Source organism: Galbibacter sp. (genome assembly GCF_035306585.1).
Classification (GTDB): domain Bacteria; phylum Bacteroidota; class Bacteroidia; order Flavobacteriales; family Flavobacteriaceae; genus Galbibacter.
Map to the genome: position 1 here is coordinate 66,749 of NZ_DATGNU010000098.1, position 17,849 is coordinate 84,597.

The following is a 17,849-nucleotide window of genomic DNA, read 5'->3' on the forward strand; positions in this document are numbered from 1 at the left end:
AGGTTTATTTCTTTTTCTTAGCAATGGCAAAAAGCAATATCGTAACAGCAAGGAATACGGCGATTCTGGCAATGTAATCCCCGTACTTCACATAGAATGTTTTTTTGTCATTGGTGGTGATCTCCCCTGAGAGCGTTCCCTTTAAGCCATAGCCCAATTGTTTGGTTATTTCACCTTTTTCATTGATAAAAGCAGAAATACCTGTGTTGGCACTTCGCGCGATGCTTTTTCTTGTTTCTATGGCTCTAAGACGAGCGTAACTCAAATGTTGTTGATGACCTTGTGTGTCACTCCACCAAGCATCATTAGTGATAATTGCTAAAAAATTGGCACCATTTTGAACATATCCAGTTACAAACTCCCCATAGATGGATTCATAACAGATAATAGGAGCTGCACTGATCTCAGCGGTGCTATTGGTAAAAACCGACCGATCTTCCTGAGTTGCTCTCATGGCGACAGTACCTCCTAGGTCCAACATCACATTGCCTAATAATGGCTCGAGTATACTTTTAAATGGAAAGGTTTCAACGCCAACCACTAATTTAGACTTGATGTATTTTTGGCTACTACCTGAATGATTAATTTGTACGGCAGCATTGTAAAAATCAAACCATCCTTGAGGGTAATAGTTTGCAGAAATGGAGGGTCTCTGGCCACTAGGATATTTTTGATAAAAGTCAACACCTGTAATAAATTGTAAATCAGGATAATGACTGATAAGCTGTTGTAAGATTCGTTTCTCCGCAGAATGGTCAAAGTTCTTTATTGAAGTCCCTCTGGAGAGCGCTGTCTCGGGAGCGATTACATAATCTGTTTGTTTGGTGATATCCTTTTGAGCTAAGGTTATAAGATCCTGAGCCATCTGGGTATTTTTAATGGTGTATTTTTCAGAATAGGGGTCAATATTTGGTTGTAGGAGGGTAATTTGGATTCTATTTGTTCCGGATTCATATTTTTGAAAGATCCATAACGAGATCATAATAGGAATAGCAATGATTAGTATATTTTTTCCAATTCCAATACCTAATTGCCTTTTGTCAGCATCCATATGAAATCGACTCACCGCTCTAAAAAGTCCGATGTTAACGATCCAAATCCAGAGGCTACCACCAAATACTCCTGTATATTGATACCATTGAATCCAATGAATGTTTTCAGAGAAGACATTTCCTAGGTTTAACCATGGCCATGAAAAGTCCCAATTCAAGTGAAATTTTTCAAAAGCGATCCAAATGGCAACTAAAAAAAACAAATGAATCTTTGCTGGTAAACCTTTAGCCACCAAGTGGTAAATTAAAAACACTATGGTCATTAATAGGGAATTCACTAAAATTGCAAAGAGCATCCCAAAAGGGGTGGAGTACCAAATCCACCATGTGGTAATGGAATTCCATATTAAAAATGTGATGTAAGCAGTAATAAATACCTTGCTATTTTTCTTACCTGAATCGGAGTTCCGAATTTCTTGTTCCGCAAGTAATAAGGGAACAAATCCTATAAATGTTAATAAGGCTAATCCATAAGTTGGCCAAGAGAGGCCAAGGAGCACACCTGATAACATGGCTAGAATGATTTGTTTCTTCATTATAGTGAATTAGAACACGAATATCTTAATAATAATTGAAACAACATAGTGAATTAGCCTCGTATGAAGGCCTTTAATTAGATCTGGCTGGTGTTTTTATCAATTTTTTGATATAAAAATTTACCCTTAAGTCTTGTGTGGAATTAAATAGGCAAATTAAAATTAAATTGTAATTTTACTTATTCGAATCTCGAAGAAAAAATTATGAAGCGATATATTCCGAATGCTCTTACCTTATTAAATTTATCTGCTGGTATTATTGCAGTTATATTAGCTGTGCAAGGAAATCTTGTATTGGCATCCTATTTTGTTTTTGCAGGAATATTCTTTGACTTCTTCGATGGAATGGCTGCTAGGCTATTACATGTTGAAGGTGAATTAGGTTTACAATTAGACTCTTTGGCAGATGTGGTTACCTCAGGTGTAGTGCCTGGAATTGTGTTGTATCAATTGTTTCAGCTAAGCTTGGGTGAAAATTTTATTCCAGGAGCAACCATTCTTGGAGCTCATCCTAATGATAGCTTTGAAACTTTACAGTGGTTGCCATTTTTTGGAATCCTTGTGAGTTTAGGATCGGCCTATCGTTTGGCTAAATTCAATATCGACCAGCAGCAGACCACTTCTTTTATTGGACTTCCGACTCCAGCCAACGCGCTTTTAATTTTATCGCTTCCACTGATGTTGTATTATCAGCCAGGTCTTTTTGATTCGATTATTTTAAATCAATGGTTCTTGATTGCCTTAACTATTTTTTCCACCTATATATTAAATGCCAAGATCCCGTTATTTGCCTTAAAGTTTAAGACATGGCGATTTAAAGACAATACGATACGCTATGTGTTTTTAATATTGGCCTTACTATTACTAATTTTATTGCAGTATGCTGCAATTCCCCTCATAATTATCCTGTATATCCTTCTATCTGTTTGGTCAAATTTCGCCAAAGCAGCGGTCTAGAGGAATAAGAAAGAAAATTCCTTTTTTTAATAAAAAGTATTGTGCAGTTTGAAACAGCTTAATTTTCCAGTTTGAATTCAGCTAATGGAGCCATTTTGGCTTTGGTAATTTGTAGCGTGTTTCCATTTATTATATAAGTATCTGCTCTTTGAATTATACCCATGAATTGATCCTCAATTTCCATGTTTTCACAAGCCATCATCGTACTGATTAATTGACTTGTCTCGAAACGATTACCTTCCTTTAAGGTATAGGTTCCACCAAATGAATTACAACCAGAATTTCCAACTAATCGATTTTCCTCTGTGGAAAATTGAATAAAAACTTTTTGTGCACTGTTATCCAATTCTGATACATCTTGACCCAATAGCTTGGTGAGCTTCCATTTCTTATCCACCAATTGCTTTTGCGAATTTTCCTGATCTGTACTTACCTGCACCTTTGAAGTACTTTTTGATGGTTCATCTTGAGAACCCTTCTTAGTTGCATTTCCATTACAGTTTAAGAATAATGCTAGGCTTAGGGAGGCGAAAAATAGTCCAAATGTTTTCATGATAGTAAATCGTTTAAAGTTTTAATGGAAGTCTAATTTCTTTTTACGAAGTTCAAAGTTTTGACCTAAATACACTTTTCGTACCATTTCATCTGCCGCTAATTCCTCTGGCTCACCAGCCTTTAAAATACTTCCTTCAAACATCAGGTATGAACGCTCTGTAATTGCAAGGGTCTCTTGTACATTGTGATCGGTAATTAAGATTCCGATATTTTTATTTTTTAGTTGCGCTACAATTCGTTGAATATCTTCCACCGCCACAGGGTCAACACCAGCAAAAGGCTCATCGAGTAAAATAAAGCTGGGATCCGTGGCTAATGCTCGGGCGATCTCAGTTCTCCTTCTCTCCCCACCTGAAAGCAAATCTCCACGATTTTTTCGAATATGTCCCAGGCTGAATTCATCGATCAGCGCTTCCATTTTCATTTTTTGTTCCTTTTTCGAAAGTTTAGTAAGTTGAAGGACACTCATTATGTTGTCCTCGATACTTAACTTTCTAAAAACGGAAGCCTCTTGAGCCAAATATCCAATCCCGTTTTGTGCTCGTTTGTACATAGGGAATTTGGTAATTTCCATATTATCTAAAAAAATCTTTCCACTATTGGGTTTAATCAATCCCACGATCATATAGAATGAGGTTGTTTTACCAGCTCCATTTGGTCCTAACAACCCAACGATTTCACCACGATTGACCTCTAGCGATATTCCCTTTACAACTTTTCGCCCTTTGTAGGACTTCATTATGTTTTCAGCTCTTAACTTCATAGTTATGTTTTGAAACGCTTAACTTAATTGCGAAATACCAAAAATATGGAATTCGAAATTACATTTTCTTAATTTCACTTCATTTTATGATTTTTCTTCCTCTAGCGCATCCCAAAATTCATAGGCTCTTCTAAGATGAGGTATAACGATTGTCCCACCTACTACCGTTGCAATTCCTAGGGCTTCTACCACTTGTTCTTTCGTAAGACCTTCTTTGTAACAAGTCTCTAGATGATACTTTATACAATCGTCACAACGAAGTACAGTGGAGGCCACAAGACCTAATAGCTCCTTGGTCTTTACATCCAAAGCCCCTGGCATATAGGCATTGGTATCTAAATTAAAAATACGTTTAATCACTTTGTTGTTATCCGACAATATGCGGTCATTCATTTTCTTACGGTAGGCATTGAATTCCTCCACTTGATTGGCCATAATTATGCTTTATTTTTCGCTTTTTCTCTCTTAAGTTTCCTTTCCTCTCTTTTTAGTACGATTTTTGAGATATAAATACTCAATTCATAAAGTAATAAGATCGGGATAGCCACGATAATTTGACTGGCTACGTCTGGGGGGGTAATTACTGCTGACAAAATAAGAACAACTACAATGGAAATTTTCCTGTATTTTCTTAGAAATTCAGGAGTTACTAATCCTATTTTGGTCAGAAAGTACATTAAAATGGGCAATTCGAATATAAGTCCACATGCAATAACAGAGGATCTTACTGTCGAGATATAGGATGCCAAATCAATGTCATTAAAGACCTCTTGGCTCACCTTGTAATTGGCAAGAAAGTTAATAGATAAAGGAGAGATGACATAATAACCAAATAGAACCCCTACAAAGAATAATAAAGAAGCAATAAGGATAAAACCTCTTGAATTTTTTCGTTCGTTTTCATAAAGTCCAGGACTGATAAAACGCCATACTTCCCAAAGAATATAAGGAAAGGCTAAAATAAATCCTGCCCAAATCGATGTCCAAATGTGGGCAGAGAACTGTCCAGCCATTTGCCTACTTTGAATTCTAAAGTCTGGGCCGTCACAAAAGGATTCATCGAGTCCTAGTGATCTTGAGATCTGACAGAAGAATTGATAGGTAGGAAATTCTGCTTTTTTAGGTCCAAATAAAATGGTATCAAATATAAAATCTTTTGCAATAAAAGCAACAATCCCGACAATAACAACTGCCAGGGTTGATCTTATTAAATGCCACCTTAGTACTTCAAGGTGATCGAGGAAAGACATTTCGTTTTCATCTTTTCCAGTTCCAATCTTCTTTGTCATTATATGATTCCTTCTTTAATGAGGTCATGCAAGTGAATGACCCCGTAATAATGTTCATTTTTTTCCACTAAAAGCTGTGAAATACCAAATTCATCCATGACATCTAGTGCATCCACAGCAAGTATGTCGGCATTGACGGTTTTGGGATGCTCGGACATGATGTCTTTGGCCTTAAGGTCATTGATATAATCGTATTTGCTTAGCATCCTACGAATGTCACCATCGGTTATAATACCTATGATCTTTTCATCCCTTGTAACGGCTGTCACCCCCATGAGCTTTTCAGAGATCTCGACGATGACATCCTTTACACTACTTTGTTCAGTTACTTGTGGTTTTAAGTTCATTCGAGCGATATCTTTGACCCGTAAATATAGTTTTTTTCCCAAAGCACCCCCTGGATGATATTTGGCAAAATCAGCGCTACTAAACTTACGAAGACTTAAAAGGCAAATCGCCAGGGCATCCCCGAGAACTAATTGTGCTGTTGTACTTGTGGTTGGGGCGAGGTTGTTTGGGCAAGCTTCTTTTTCCACATAGGCATTTAATATATAATCTGCCTCTTGACCTAAATATGAATCTGGGTTTGCCGTAATTGCGATGAGTTTATTAGGACCTTCTTTTAGAAAAGGCACCAATACTTTGATCTCTGCGGTGTTCCCACTTTTTGAAATACAGATCACTACATCGTCCTTTAATATGGTACCTAGATCGCCATGAATGGCATCTGCAGCGTGCATAAAAACGGCAGGCGTACCTGTTGAATTTAATGTTGCGACGATTTTTGTGCCAATTATTGCACTCTTTCCAACGCCAGTAATAATTACTCTACCGTTGGAGTTATAAATGTACTCTACAGCTTCAGCGAAAGCGTCGTCCACAAATTGGGCAAGGTTTTTGATGGCATTACTCTCAGTATCAATGACCTTGATAGCATTAGCTATAATCGCATCTTTGGTGCTCAAATTTTTAAAATTTTATATTTGCAAAAACTAAAGATTAATTAGTATCTTTAGTAGTGCAAATGTATATAAAATAGTAAAACGAAAGGATGAGTTCAGCTGAAATTGACTTACAGGGGGCGCTAAAAGAATATTTTGGATTCAGTCAGTTTAAGGGATTACAGGAAAAGGTAATAAAGAGTATCGTTAATGATCACAATACGTTTGTTATAATGCCTACAGGTGGAGGGAAATCCCTCTGCTATCAACTGCCTGCTTTAGTGAAAGACGGGACAGCGATTGTAATATCTCCCTTAATTGCGTTAATGAAAAACCAGGTGGATGCCATTAGAGGGATATCCTCCAATAAGGGGATTGCACATGTGCTAAACTCTTCATTAAATAAATCGGAAATTCGACAAGTTAAAGAGGATATCACAAATGGGGTAACCAAGTTGCTATATGTGGCACCGGAGTCCTTGACTAAGGAAGAGTATATAGAGTTCTTTAGAACTGTAAAAATTTCTTTTGTTGCGGTAGACGAGGCACACTGTATTTCAGAATGGGGGCATGACTTTCGGCCTGAATACAGAAATATTCGAACTATCATTCAACGCCTAGGCGACGATATACCTATTATAGCGCTGACTGCTACAGCGACAGAGAAAGTTCAGGAGGACATCCTAAAGAACCTTGGAATTGGGCAGGCCAATGTGTTTAAAGCTTCTTTTAATAGACCTAACCTTTATTATGAGGTTCGACCTAAAACAAAAAATGTAGATGTCGATATTATTCGATTTGTTAAACAAAATGCTGGTAAATCTGGTATTATCTATTGTTTGAGTCGTAAAAAAGTAGAGGAACTGGCACAAACCCTTGAAGTTAACGGAATAAAAGCAGTTCCTTATCATGCTGGTTTAGATGCCAAAACAAGAGCGAAGCACCAAGATATGTTTTTAATGGAGGATGTGGATGTAGTGGTTGCTACGATCGCTTTTGGTATGGGGATTGACAAACCCGATGTACGATTTGTAATTCATCACGATATTCCCAAAAGTATTGAAAGCTATTATCAAGAGACCGGTAGGGCAGGACGTGATGGAGGTGAAGGACATTGTTTGGCTTTTTATTCCTATAAAGACATCGAAAAGTTAGAAAAGTTCATGAGTGGTAAACCTGTTGCAGAGCAGGAGATAGGTCATGCTTTACTTCAGGATATGGTGGCTTATGCCGAGACATCGATGTCAAGAAGAATGTATATACTACATTATTTTGGTGAAGAATTTGATCCTGAGACGGGAGAAGGAGCCTCTATGGATGACAATGTTCGTTATCCGAAGAAGAAAAAGGAGGCCATGGATGATGTGGTTAAACTCCTTAAGGTTATCAAAGGAACCAAAGAAAAATACAAGGCAAAAGAGATTGTCAACACGTTAATTGGAAAGGTGAATGCCCTGATAAAATCTCATAAAACGGATGAGCGTCCATTTTTTGGAATTGGAAAAGAAAACGATGCGGCTTATTGGATGGCACTTATTCGCCAAGTACTTGTGCAAGGGTATATTCGAAAAGAAATTGAGCAATATGGAGTACTGCATTTAAATGACAAAGGAGTGGAGTTTTTAAAACATCCAGAATCCTTTAAAATGACCGAAGACCATAGTTATGTCGATAAAAATGTCGATACTATCGTATCGGCTGCCAAAGCAGGTGGAGCAGTGGCAGATACCAAATTATTGGGTCTTTTAAAAGATTTAAGAAAACAACAGGCAAAGAAGTTGGAAATACCTCCTTTTGTGATCTTCCAAGACCCCTCCTTAGAGGACATGGCTCTTAAATATCCAGTAAACGTGGAGGAGCTGTTGAATATTCACGGTGTGGGTGAAGGAAAAGCAAAAAAATATGGTACACCTTTTCTACAGCTTATACAACAGTATGTGGAAGAAAATGACATCATTAGACCAGATGATCTGGTGGTCAAATCCACCGGGGCTAATTCCGCTTTAAAACTGTACGTGATTCAAAACATTGACCGCAAATTGCCTTTGGATGACATTGCCTCTGCCAAAGGAATTTCTATGGACGATTTAATTAAAGAAATGGAGCAGATCGTCTATATGGGTACGAAACTCAATTTAGATTATTGGATCGATGAGATCCTTGACGAAGATCAACAGGAAGAGTTACAAGATTACTTCTTAGAGGCACAAGATGATAAGATTTCTCATGCTATGGAAGAGTTTGATGGAGATTATGAGGATGATGAAATAAGGTTATACCGTATAAAATTCATAAGTGATGTCGCTAATTAGGTCAATTTACATCTAAACTCCGTGGTTAATTAGAGAGCTTGTAGTATCGGTCGATGCAATTGTCCTGTTCATTGTAAATTTCCTTAATAAAATTAAAGGTACTATCTAAGATTCGAACTGAGGTAATATTGTTTTTGTCTACATAAGCAACAATTTCTTTTAGATGCAATTCTTCAAAGGCATATTTAATAAGCCCATTACTTCTTCTTTTCCATACCCTTGTCTCCAATATGTTTTAAGCAGTCGATACCCTATTTCGTATTCACCTTTTTGGTTTTTTACAAGGGCAACTGTACCTATAAAATCACGGTTACTTTTTAGGGCAATAGCCCATACCCAGAAATCATTTTTAGGAGTATTATAAAATTTAAGGATGTTTTCCAGGTCTTTTTTGTTCTCTTGATAGGATGATACCTTCCCACCTATGTAACGCATCACTTGTTGGTCATTTTGCATTTTGTGAAACAGGTCAAGATCCGCAAGGGTAAGTCGTCTAATTTGTAGTCGTTGTGTTGTAAAAACCATGGGTCAAATTTATGCCAAAATATTCTAGGATGTTAATCTTGTATCGCTCTTTGAAGGAGTTCAATTGAAAATGTATCGGTATTTAAGGTGGCATTAATACCAATAGGTAATGTGAGATTGTGATCAATATGTCCTATGGAAAATCCGTAAATCGAAGGAATATTAAGTGGTTTGATTCGATCCAATATGACTTCTTTTAGTGTAAAGGACACCCTTTTCGGCTCATTACATCCTTTAAAAACACCAAGAACGATGCCTGCTGCATGCTTAAAAGTAGGGGCGCTAAGGAGTTGGGTAAACATTCGATCAATTCGATATGGATCTTCTTCGATGTCCTCTATAAATACCAGTTTTCCTGTGTAATCTAGGTCGTATTGAGTACCACACATGGCCGAGAGTAACGATAAATTACCCCCTAGAAGTGGTGCTGTTATAACACCAGGATTAATTACATATTGCTCAAAGGTATCATCACTTTGTACCACCTCGGGAGTGTAATGCTCTGACTTAATCGTAAAAAGCTCTTTGGGTTGGGTGATAATTCTATATAAATTATCCCGGTTGTAAGTGTTCTCAAGTGTAGTGGCCACAGGACCGTGGAAAGTAACCAATCCTGTTTTGCGATGGATGGTATTGGCTAAAGCAGTTATATCACTAAACCCTACGAGTACTTTGGGGTTTTGTGCAATATAATCGTAGTTGATAAGATCTAATATACGGGTACAACCATATCCACCCCTTGCGCAAATGATTCCGTCAACCTGAGGGTCTAGAAACATTTCCTCTACATCCGCTGCTCTTAACTTATCGGTATTACTGAAATATCCATCCCTTCCTTTAATTCTTGAGGTGTGGTATGGCTTAAACCCCATAGCTTGTACATTGCTAATGGCGTTTTCCAAAGCTTTTGAAGACAAAGAATACCCAGGAGCAATTAATCCAACAGTATCGCCTTTATTCAACTTTTTAGGAAGTATGGTGGCTATTTCTTTTGAGTTATATAAGGGATCGATCGAGGGTGATGGTGCTAGACTTGCGGCAGGGAACGCGGATAACACCGATAGTTGGGCACCTGTTGAAATAAAGGATCTTCTATTCATTATTTACTGGGTTTAAAACTCAAATCTACTCAAGAGTTATAAAAATTAAAAATTGTTTCAGTAATTTATCCGTATTGTTTTTAAATAGAGTGTTTGTGCAAATCACTGATTTTCAAGCAACCTTACACCGTTGAATTTTTACTTTTAATCGAAATTTATGTGAAAAAATAGATTTTTAAGAACTGTTTTGTTAATCTAAACTGTTAATTTTGAATTAATTACACTTTATGACTATAATTCAGTACAAGTGGGTGCTCCACTTTTTTAGAGTATCTTCGTGATAAATTTTAAATACTGAATAACAATTTATTAGGATTAAATTCATTAACCAAATTTGTTAAAAATGAAAACCAACCAATTGAAATTAATCTTGACATCCGTTATTGTTGTCGGATCATTGATTAGTTCTTCCTGCACACAACCACAAGGCGGGGTATTAAACTACAACCCTGTCGAATTATCTAAGCATAAATTACCTCCCTCAAAGGCGGAGAATATGAGCAAACGCTATATAAAAGATATGGAGTTATTGTTTGCACAGTCGGATTCATTAGCATACTATAAGGAGATCAATGCTAAACTCATGGCAGCTCTGGAAAATAAAGTGAATCTTAAAGAGGTACAGGAGCTGAAAGCCCCCATCAACGTGAAGCCAAGAAAACCTAAGTTTGAACTTGCAGTTTCTGATTGGTACTCTGTAGATCAACTGCTTACTTATATTGATAATTCCATTGAGAAGGTAGAGAAAAGCGGAGGAAAAGTGGATGGCTTTCGGGTGTATATAGGAGTGTTTCCAAAAAAGGGTCATGGAGAAAAAGATAATATGCTAACCACATTCATCACTCCAACTGGGACAATGGGTAAGGAACAACAAGAGGGTAATATGGTTTCGTTGAGTTTGCCGCTATATGCAGTATCACGTGATATAACTGCTGTAGACCCCTTGGAGTACGGAAGTGATGGGGATCCGCCATCAGCGAATTATCCTCAATAAATGATTTTTTGGATTGATGTTGAGTTTTGAGTTTTTATTAAAAAAGACCATCATTTTTGCTGTTTTTTTAACAGCAATTATTGCGACGATTACTTATAAAAAATATAAAGGGTCACAATCTTGGATCTTTATGCCTTTTTTATGGTTTACTTTTTTGATAGAATTACTGAACTTATTGCCCACAGCACGGCTTTTCTATCCCCATTGGAATTTTCTAAAGTTAATGTCATATATTCTCCCTGATCAGCTTATCGCATCGAGCATATGGGTTGGAAGTATGTATTCCATCGTTTCATTCTATGTCTATCTGTGGTACTACAAATCAATCTTAGGATGTAGAAGATCGGCCAGGACAATTGATGTGTGTATTGTGATTTATTCCGCTCTTGTGATTCACAGTCTTTTAAACTTTGAGGATCTGATGGTTTCTTGGCTACAGCCTCATATGTTTGCAGGTGTTGTGTTTACCGTGGTAGCCATTTGTTTTTATTTTATGACCATTCTTAAGAGTGATAAGATCTTGAGCTTTTATCAAACGTTACCTTTTTGGCTTACCATGGGAATCCTATTCTTTAATTTGGTGACCATGCCTATTTTTATTTTTGCCAAACAACTCAATTTTTCAGCCTCCATCTATGTATATATCTTAGTACTATCGAGTTATGTAATGTATGGCTGTTTTATTGTAGGTTTTATTGTGAGTGTGAAATACTATGGCCAAGAAAAAAAGTTGCAACATCTTTGATGTAAAATAGGGAAAAACACCCCTTTTAATGATAAGTGTAAGAGTTAGTTTTGTGTCATTAATAATTTCGAGCACTTAATTTGTGAAAGATTAAACAAAATGCTCAATAGTTCCCTACCACCCTATGGAAAACCAGAAGGAAATAATTAGTCTCATTGTATATGTTAGTATACTTATTGTGATTTTGTTAGCTTTTTTTATAAGCTTTTTTTTAGCATATCAAAGAAGGAAAACGCAATTGCTTATTGAAAATGCTGAGGAAAAACAAAAGTTTGAGCAAGAATTGGCAAAGGCTCAAACGGAGATCCAGGAGCAGACATTTAGAAATATTAGTTGGGAATTACACGATAATATAGGTCAGCTACTATCAGTGGCAAAGTTGCAACTCAATATGCTGCAGAATGAAGTTCCAGAGGATAAAATGAAATCCTTTAAGGAAGCCTCGGATGTTTTGGGACAAGGTTTAAAGGAACTCAGGCAGTTATCGCATACCCTGAATAATGATTTTGTTTCTAGTAGAGGTCTTCAGGAATCCCTTGAGCTGGAAATTAACCGTTTCAAGCGCTTAAATTTCCTTGAGATAGAATACAATGTACAAGGTGAGCCGTACCATATAAACAAAAAGGACGAGATCATTATATTTAGAATATTTCAAGAGTGCTTCTCTAATGTGGTCAAGTATTCCAAAGCTTCTTTACTGACCATTAATTTGAACTATCTTCCAGAAGAATTATACGTCAATGCGACGGATAATGGCGTAGGATTTGATCTGGAATTCGAAAAAAAAGGGAGTGGTATTATGAACATGCAACGTAGAAGTGAACTTATTGGAGCAGATTTTTCAATCAAAACAGGAAAAAATAAAGGAGTTTCAGTAACTTTGAACTATCCAACCAAGCCAACCTGATTATGGACCAGAAACATACCATAGCTGTAGTAGATGATCATTTGTTATTCGCCAAATCATTAACCTCGTTAATAGAATCCTTTAAAGGATATCAAGTGAGTTTTCACGCTACAAATGGTCAGCATTTTATCGAATGTATGCAAAAATATGGTGCGCCAGATATTGTTTTGTTAGATATCAATATGCCTATTATGAGTGGCATCGAAACCATGGAGTGGTTAAATGATAATGCACCTGAACAGAAAGCTATTGCTCTTTCTATGGATGATAGTGAAGAGACAATTATAAAGATGCTTCGCTTGGGCGCGAAGGGATACCTGCTTAAAGACATTCATCCAAAGATTTTTGAAGGCGCTTTGAATGATGTGATTTATAACGGTTTCTATTATTCGGATAAAATTACCAATAAGCTTCTTGATACCATTGATCGCAAGGAACAAAATGAAACTGGTAGTGGAATCAAATTAAAAGACAGAGAAATAGAGTTTCTCAAATTAGCCTGTACAGAGATGACTTATAAAGAAATTGCTACACAAATGTTTCTTTCCCCAAAAACGGTCGATGGGTATAGAGAAAGTCTCTTCGATAAACTTGAAGTTAAAAGTAGAATTGGACTTGTATTATACGGTATTAAGCATAAATACATTGAAGTATAAACGAGATATCGATTTAAGTAATATCTGTCCATAAATGCATGACAAGTTATAACTCCCAAAAGCAATCCTGCAAAGAATTAAAGTCCATTAGGTTCAACTTTTAGAGGACAAATTGTAAAGGGTCTGATTTTTATTTTAGCTATTCGGTTGAAAATGGCACAGCAATTGCCTATATAATTTAACGAAAAAAAAGCTATTGCGATTACCATAGCTAGGAAGCAATAAGTGAACGCTTTATAAAATTATTAAAAAGTCAAATGTCCTCTGTTAGTAATGACAGATTGACCCATGTAAAACTATGAGTAGGAATAATTTTTTTAACATTGACAATTTGTCACTTCAACATATTGATGACGACGCCGAGTTAATTCCGTTAATGACACCTGAAGATGAGGAGGAGATAAACAACGAATCCTTACCGGTGAGTTTACCGATTTTACCACTTCGAAATACGGTTTTATTTCCAGGGGTAGTCATACCTATTACTGCGGGTAGAGATAAATCTATAAAACTAATTAAAGACGCCTCTAACGGTAGCAAGGTTATTGGAGTGGTAGCGCAAAAGGATGAGTCGATCGAGAACCCAGAGGTCAAAGATCTCAATCAAGTGGGGACCGTGGCTAGGATTTTAAGAGTGCTAAAGATGCCAGATGGAAACACCACTGTGATCATTCAGGGTAAAAAGCGCTTTGAGATTGATCAAATTTTAGAAACTGAGCCTTACATCACTGCGACCATTAAGGGTTTGCCTGAGGAGAAACCGGAAAAGGATAATGAAGAATTTACCACCATCATTGATTCGGTAAAGGATTTGGCACTTCAGATTATAAAGGAGAGTCCAAACATCCCTTCGGAGGCATCGTTCGCCATTAAGAATATTGAGAGTAATTCATTTTTAGTAAACTTCATTTCATCGAATTTAAATCTGGAAGTGGTTGATAAACAGAAGTTGCTTGAGAATTCAAAGTTAATGGAGCGTGCATTAGCAACCTTGAAGTACATGAATGTCGAACTTCAGAAGCTGGCTCTTAGAAATGACATCCAATCACGAGTGAGATCTGATATGGATCAACAACAACGAGAATACTTTCTACATCAGCAAATGAAAACTATTCAAGAGGAACTTGGTGGTGGTTCTTACGAAGAGGAAGTAGAACAAATGCGTCTTAAAGCGAAAGATAAAAAATGGGATGCTAAAGTAAAGGAACATTTTGAAAAGGAGCTGGCGAAATTACAACGCATGAATCCACAAGTTGCGGAATATTCCATTCAGCGAAATTACCTGGATTTATTTTTAGATCTACCTTGGGGTGAATTTTCAAAAGACAAATTTGATTTAAAACGTGCTCAAAAAATCCTGGACAGGGATCATTATGGCCTAGAGGATGTCAAAAAGAGAATTATTGAATATTTGGCAGTTCTAAAGCTTCGAAATGACATGAAGTCACCAATATTATGTCTTTATGGTCCTCCAGGTGTGGGTAAGACTTCATTGGGGAAATCTGTTGCAGAGGCTCTTGGTAGAGAATATGTGAGAATTTCACTGGGAGGATTACGTGATGAGGCTGAGATTCGTGGTCATCGTAAAACCTATATCGGTGCAATGCCAGGACGTATCATTCAATCTTTGAAAAAAGCGGGCACATCTAATCCGGTGTTTATTCTTGATGAAATTGATAAGCTTTCTGTGAGTCATAGTGGAGATCCATCCTCGGCGATGTTAGAGGTGTTGGATCCAGAACAAAACAGTGAGTTTTACGATAATTTCTTGGAAATGGGATATGATTTGTCCAAAGTGATGTTTATTGCTACGGCAAACAACTTGGGGCCTATTCAACCAGCTTTAAGAGATCGTATGGAGATCATTAATGTCTCTGGTTACACCATTGAGGAGAAGGTAGAAATCGCCAAGCGCCATTTATTACCAAAACAGCTGGAAGAACATGGGATGGATTCTAGCCAATTAAAGATCGGAAAACGAGAATTAGAAAAGATCGTAGAGGGTTATACCCGTGAATCTGGAGTCAGAGGACTAGAGAAGCAAATCGCGAAAATGGTTCGTTTTGCTGCAAAGTCCCTTGCGATGGAACAGGAATATAATGTGAAGGTTAGTGTAAAAGATGTGGAGGAGGTTTTAGGTCCACCGAGATTGGAGCGCGATAAATACGAAAACAACGATGTGGCTGGAGTGGTTACAGGTCTGGCCTGGACCAGTGTTGGAGGAGATATTTTATTCATTGAATCGATCCTCTCTAAAGGTAAAGGGGCCCTAAGTATTACTGGGAATCTAGGAAAGGTAATGAAGGAGTCTGCCACTATTGCCATGGAATATATCAAGTCCAACGCAGAATCAATAGGCATTGATCCTACTATTTTTGATAACTATAACGTTCATATCCACGTTCCTGAAGGGGCAACTCCGAAGGACGGTCCAAGTGCTGGGATAACCATGCTCACTTCTCTTGTTTCGCTTTTTACCCAGCGTAAGGTGAAGAAGAGTTTGGCTATGACTGGAGAAATTACCCTTAGAGGGAAGGTCTTACCTGTAGGGGGTATTAAGGAGAAGATTCTCGCAGCGAAAAGAGCACGGATTAAAGAGATTATTTTGTGTGAAGAAAACAGACGTGATATTGAGGAAATCAAGGAAGAATACTTGAAAGGATTGACCTTTCACTATGTAAAAGAGATGAGTGAGGTCATTGATTTGGCCATCACGCAGGTCAAGGTCAAAAATGCTAAAAAGCTATAACATTTATAGAATTGAATATCCACGTATTGAGGGTGAGTGTTTCAATACGTGGAAACAATGATACAACTATTGAGATGCGAAAAATTACCATTGCCATTGACGGATATTCCTCCACTGGTAAGAGTACCATAGCCAAGAAATTGGCTAAATCTTTAGGATATGTTTATGTCGATACAGGGGCGATGTATAGAGCGGTTTCATATTATGCTCTGTCAAACGATATGTTTCGCAATCAAAAGCTTCAAAAAGAACAATTAATTCAAGCACTTGATAAGATTCATTTGGAGTTTAGGTTAAACAACACTACTGGGCTTCCTGAGATTTACCTCAATGGAGATCTTATAGAGAAGCAAATTAGGACCCTTGAAGTTTCTCAGGTGGTTAGTGAGATAGCTGCTATATCGGAGGTTCGACACAAACTGGTCCAACAGCAAAAGGCCATGGGGAATAACAAAGCGATCGTTATGGATGGTAGGGATGTGGGGACGGTTATTTTTCCTGATGCCGAATTAAAACTATTCATGACAGCCTCAGCAAATGTGAGAGCGCAGCGGCGTTATATGGAACTCACAGAGAGAGGAGACAAGGTTACCTATCAAGAGGTTCTTGAAAATGTTCAAAAACGGGATTTAATTGATACCACCAGAGCAGACTCTCCTTTAGTGAAAGCCGATGGGGCTATTGAAATTGACAGTACGAACCTTAGTTTAGAAGAGACTTTTCAAAAATGCTTAGAACTTGTCAATAAGACACTGCAAGCACTTGGGTGATCCACCTATAGCTATCAAAAATGATTATTTAGATAATTGTTTGTAAATCAATTAATATAATTGTAAATTTGCACTCCTTTTTACTAAGCCAGGAGGGAAAAGGGATTATATAAAAAATTAATAACAACATCTTCTGTGATTAAATATTGTTAACCTCCTGATTTAATACAGAATACAAATTATTCTCAGCAAATGGCTGAAGCTAAAGAAACACAAAAAGAACAAGCAGCAGAAGCAACCTCTGCTCAAGTACAAACGGAAGTAAAAGAAACTGTATCTACTGAGGAGTTTCTAAAAAACTTTAACTGGCACAATTACGAAGAAGGAATTGACCAAGTTGAAGATGAAAAATTAAAAGAATTCGAAAACTTAGTTGAAGAGAATTTTGTTGATACAGCTGATGAAGAGGTTGTTGAGGGAACTGTTGTTCACCTTACTGACAGAGAGGCTATTATCGATATTAACGCCAAATCTGAAGGTGTTATTTCTTTAAACGAGTTTCGTTACAACCCTAATTTAAGTGTAGGGGACAAGGTTGAAGTTTTAATCGATGTTCGCGAAGATAAATCAGGACAACTAGTATTGTCTCACCGTAAAGCTAGAACAATCAAAGCTTGGGATCGCGTTAATGCTGCTCATGATAAAGGAGAGATTGTTAACGGTTTTGTTAAGTGTAGAACTAAAGGAGGTATGATTGTAGATGTATTCGGAATCGAAGCGTTCTTACCTGGTTCTCAAATTGATGTGAAGCCTATCCGTGATTACGATGCATACGTAGGTAAAACAATGGAATTCAAGGTAGTTAAAATCAATCACGAATTCAAAAACGTTGTTGTTTCTCACAAAGCTCTTATCGAGGCTGATATCGAAGAACAGAAAAAAGAAATCATCGGACAACTTGAAAAAGGTCAAGTTCTTGAAGGTACTGTTAAAAACATCACTTCTTACGGAGTGTTTATCGACCTTGGAGGTGTGGATGGACTTATCCATATCACAGA

At 37.2% G+C, this 17,849-nt stretch carries 17 protein-coding genes; 9 read left to right on the top strand and 8 right to left on the bottom strand.

Translation table 11 applies throughout. The features are described from left to right. Window positions 1-4 precede the first annotated feature (4 nt). Window positions 5-1,588 (bottom strand): apolipoprotein N-acyltransferase, encoded by a 1,584-nt coding sequence (gene lnt, locus VKY50_RS09560; protein WP_324301243.1) that lies wholly within the window; start codon window positions 1,586-1,588, stop codon window positions 5-7. Window positions 1,589-1,792: 204 nt separating this feature from the next. Here lnt and VKY50_RS09565 point away from each other — a divergent pair, with 204 nt between their 5' ends. After that, window positions 1,793-2,545, top strand: coding sequence for a CDP-alcohol phosphatidyltransferase family protein (locus VKY50_RS09565; protein ID WP_324301245.1), 753 nt, complete (start codon window positions 1,793-1,795; stop codon window positions 2,543-2,545). A gap of 58 nt (window positions 2,546-2,603) precedes the next feature. Here VKY50_RS09565 and VKY50_RS09570 read toward each other — a convergent pair whose 3' ends face one another. From VKY50_RS09570 to VKY50_RS09590, 5 genes are all read right to left on the bottom strand, one after another. After that, window positions 2,604-3,098, bottom strand: a complete 495-nt coding sequence (locus VKY50_RS09570) for an META domain-containing protein (protein ID WP_324301247.1) — start codon at window positions 3,096-3,098, stop codon at window positions 2,604-2,606. Window positions 3,099-3,119: 21 nt separating this feature from the next. Beyond that, entirely contained in the window at window positions 3,120-3,863 is a 744-nt protein-coding gene (gene lptB, locus VKY50_RS09575; RefSeq protein ID WP_324301249.1) for an LPS export ABC transporter ATP-binding protein, read from the bottom strand. A gap of 84 nt (window positions 3,864-3,947) precedes the next feature. Next, a complete protein-coding gene (locus tag VKY50_RS09580; RefSeq protein WP_324301251.1) occupies window positions 3,948-4,298 on the bottom strand; it encodes a carboxymuconolactone decarboxylase family protein in 351 nt (116 codons plus the stop codon). Between the two features lie 2 nt (window positions 4,299-4,300). Further along, on the bottom strand, window positions 4,301-5,152 hold the full coding sequence (gene tatC / locus VKY50_RS09585; RefSeq protein ID WP_324301253.1) for a twin-arginine translocase subunit TatC: 852 nt from the start codon (window positions 5,150-5,152) through the stop codon (window positions 4,301-4,303). Next, entirely contained in the window at window positions 5,152-6,117 is a 966-nt protein-coding gene (locus VKY50_RS09590; protein WP_324301255.1) for a KpsF/GutQ family sugar-phosphate isomerase, read from the bottom strand. The genes tatC and VKY50_RS09590 overlap by 1 nt, the downstream gene beginning before the upstream one ends. 86 nt (window positions 6,118-6,203) lie before the next feature. Between VKY50_RS09590 and recQ the strand changes: the two genes are divergently transcribed. Continuing rightward, entirely contained in the window at window positions 6,204-8,405 is a 2,202-nt protein-coding gene (gene recQ, locus VKY50_RS09595) for a DNA helicase RecQ (protein WP_324301257.1), read from the top strand. Between the two features lie 159 nt (window positions 8,406-8,564). Here the strand turns inward: recQ and VKY50_RS09600 are convergent, their stop codons facing one another. Then, window positions 8,565-8,930 (bottom strand): GNAT family N-acetyltransferase, encoded by a 366-nt coding sequence (locus VKY50_RS09600; protein WP_324301259.1) that lies wholly within the window; start codon window positions 8,928-8,930, stop codon window positions 8,565-8,567. Between the two features lie 32 nt (window positions 8,931-8,962). Then, a complete protein-coding gene (locus tag VKY50_RS09605; RefSeq protein WP_324301261.1) occupies window positions 8,963-10,030 on the bottom strand; it encodes a S66 peptidase family protein in 1,068 nt (355 codons plus the stop codon). Between the two features lie 343 nt (window positions 10,031-10,373). Between VKY50_RS09605 and VKY50_RS09610 the strand changes: the two genes are divergently transcribed. The 7 genes from VKY50_RS09610 to VKY50_RS09640 all read left to right on the top strand — a co-directional run. Continuing rightward, window positions 10,374-11,024 carry a hypothetical protein gene (locus VKY50_RS09610; RefSeq protein ID WP_324301263.1) on the top strand — a complete coding sequence of 217 codons (651 nt, stop codon included), beginning with the start codon at window positions 10,374-10,376 and terminating at the stop codon, window positions 11,022-11,024. 223 nt (window positions 11,025-11,247) lie between these two features. Further along, on the top strand, window positions 11,248-11,769 hold the full coding sequence (locus VKY50_RS09615; protein ID WP_324301265.1) for a hypothetical protein: 522 nt from the start codon (window positions 11,248-11,250) through the stop codon (window positions 11,767-11,769). Between the two features lie 124 nt (window positions 11,770-11,893). Next, window positions 11,894-12,676, top strand: coding sequence for a sensor histidine kinase (locus VKY50_RS09620; protein ID WP_324301267.1), 783 nt, complete (start codon window positions 11,894-11,896; stop codon window positions 12,674-12,676). Window positions 12,677-12,678: 2 nt separating this feature from the next. After that, the gene (locus VKY50_RS09625; RefSeq protein ID WP_324301269.1) at window positions 12,679-13,332 is read left to right on the top strand and encodes a response regulator transcription factor; all 654 of its coding nucleotides are present in this window, start codon (window positions 12,679-12,681) and stop codon (window positions 13,330-13,332) included. A gap of 298 nt (window positions 13,333-13,630) precedes the next feature. Then, complete coding sequence (lon, locus tag VKY50_RS09630) at window positions 13,631-16,081, top strand: endopeptidase La (RefSeq protein ID WP_324301271.1); 2,451 nt, start codon at window positions 13,631-13,633, stop codon at window positions 16,079-16,081. A 74-nt stretch (window positions 16,082-16,155) separates the two neighbouring features. After that, entirely contained in the window at window positions 16,156-16,851 is a 696-nt protein-coding gene (gene cmk / locus VKY50_RS09635) for a (d)CMP kinase (RefSeq protein ID WP_324301273.1), read from the top strand. Between the two features lie 192 nt (window positions 16,852-17,043). Then, window positions 17,044-17,849: S1 RNA-binding domain-containing protein (locus VKY50_RS09640; protein ID WP_324301275.1), on the top strand; the 806-nt coding region annotated here is incomplete at its 3' end.

Bases quoted from the DNA above. Each gene is read 5' to 3' on its own strand.
- cmk (WP_324301273.1), top strand. From the start codon at position 16,156: ATGCGAAAAATTACCATTGCCATTGACGGATATTCCTCCACTGGTAAG.
- lptB (WP_324301249.1), bottom strand. From the start codon at position 3,863: ATGAAGTTAAGAGCTGAAAACATAATGAAGTCCTACAAAGGGCGAAAA.
- VKY50_RS09580 (WP_324301251.1), bottom strand. From the start codon at position 4,298: ATGGCCAATCAAGTGGAGGAATTCAATGCCTACCGTAAGAAAATGAAT.
- VKY50_RS09615 (WP_324301265.1), top strand. From the start codon at position 11,248: ATGTCATATATTCTCCCTGATCAGCTTATCGCATCGAGCATATGGGTT.
- lon (WP_324301271.1), top strand. From the start codon at position 13,631: ATGAGTAGGAATAATTTTTTTAACATTGACAATTTGTCACTTCAACAT.
- VKY50_RS09605 (WP_324301261.1), bottom strand. From the start codon at position 10,030: ATGAATAGAAGATCCTTTATTTCAACAGGTGCCCAACTATCGGTGTTA.
- VKY50_RS09565 (WP_324301245.1), top strand. From the start codon at position 1,793: ATGAAGCGATATATTCCGAATGCTCTTACCTTATTAAATTTATCTGCT.
- VKY50_RS09610 (WP_324301263.1), top strand. From the start codon at position 10,374: ATGAAAACCAACCAATTGAAATTAATCTTGACATCCGTTATTGTTGTC.
- VKY50_RS09600 (WP_324301259.1), bottom strand. From the start codon at position 8,930: ATGGTTTTTACAACACAACGACTACAAATTAGACGACTTACCCTTGCG.
- recQ (WP_324301257.1), top strand. From the start codon at position 6,204: ATGAGTTCAGCTGAAATTGACTTACAGGGGGCGCTAAAAGAATATTTT.
- VKY50_RS09625 (WP_324301269.1), top strand. From the start codon at position 12,679: ATGGACCAGAAACATACCATAGCTGTAGTAGATGATCATTTGTTATTC.
- VKY50_RS09570 (WP_324301247.1), bottom strand. From the start codon at position 3,098: ATGAAAACATTTGGACTATTTTTCGCCTCCCTAAGCCTAGCATTATTC.
- VKY50_RS09620 (WP_324301267.1), top strand. From the start codon at position 11,894: ATGGAAAACCAGAAGGAAATAATTAGTCTCATTGTATATGTTAGTATA.
- lnt (WP_324301243.1), bottom strand. From the start codon at position 1,588: ATGAAGAAACAAATCATTCTAGCCATGTTATCAGGTGTGCTCCTTGGC.
- tatC (WP_324301253.1), bottom strand. From the start codon at position 5,152: ATGACAAAGAAGATTGGAACTGGAAAAGATGAAAACGAAATGTCTTTC.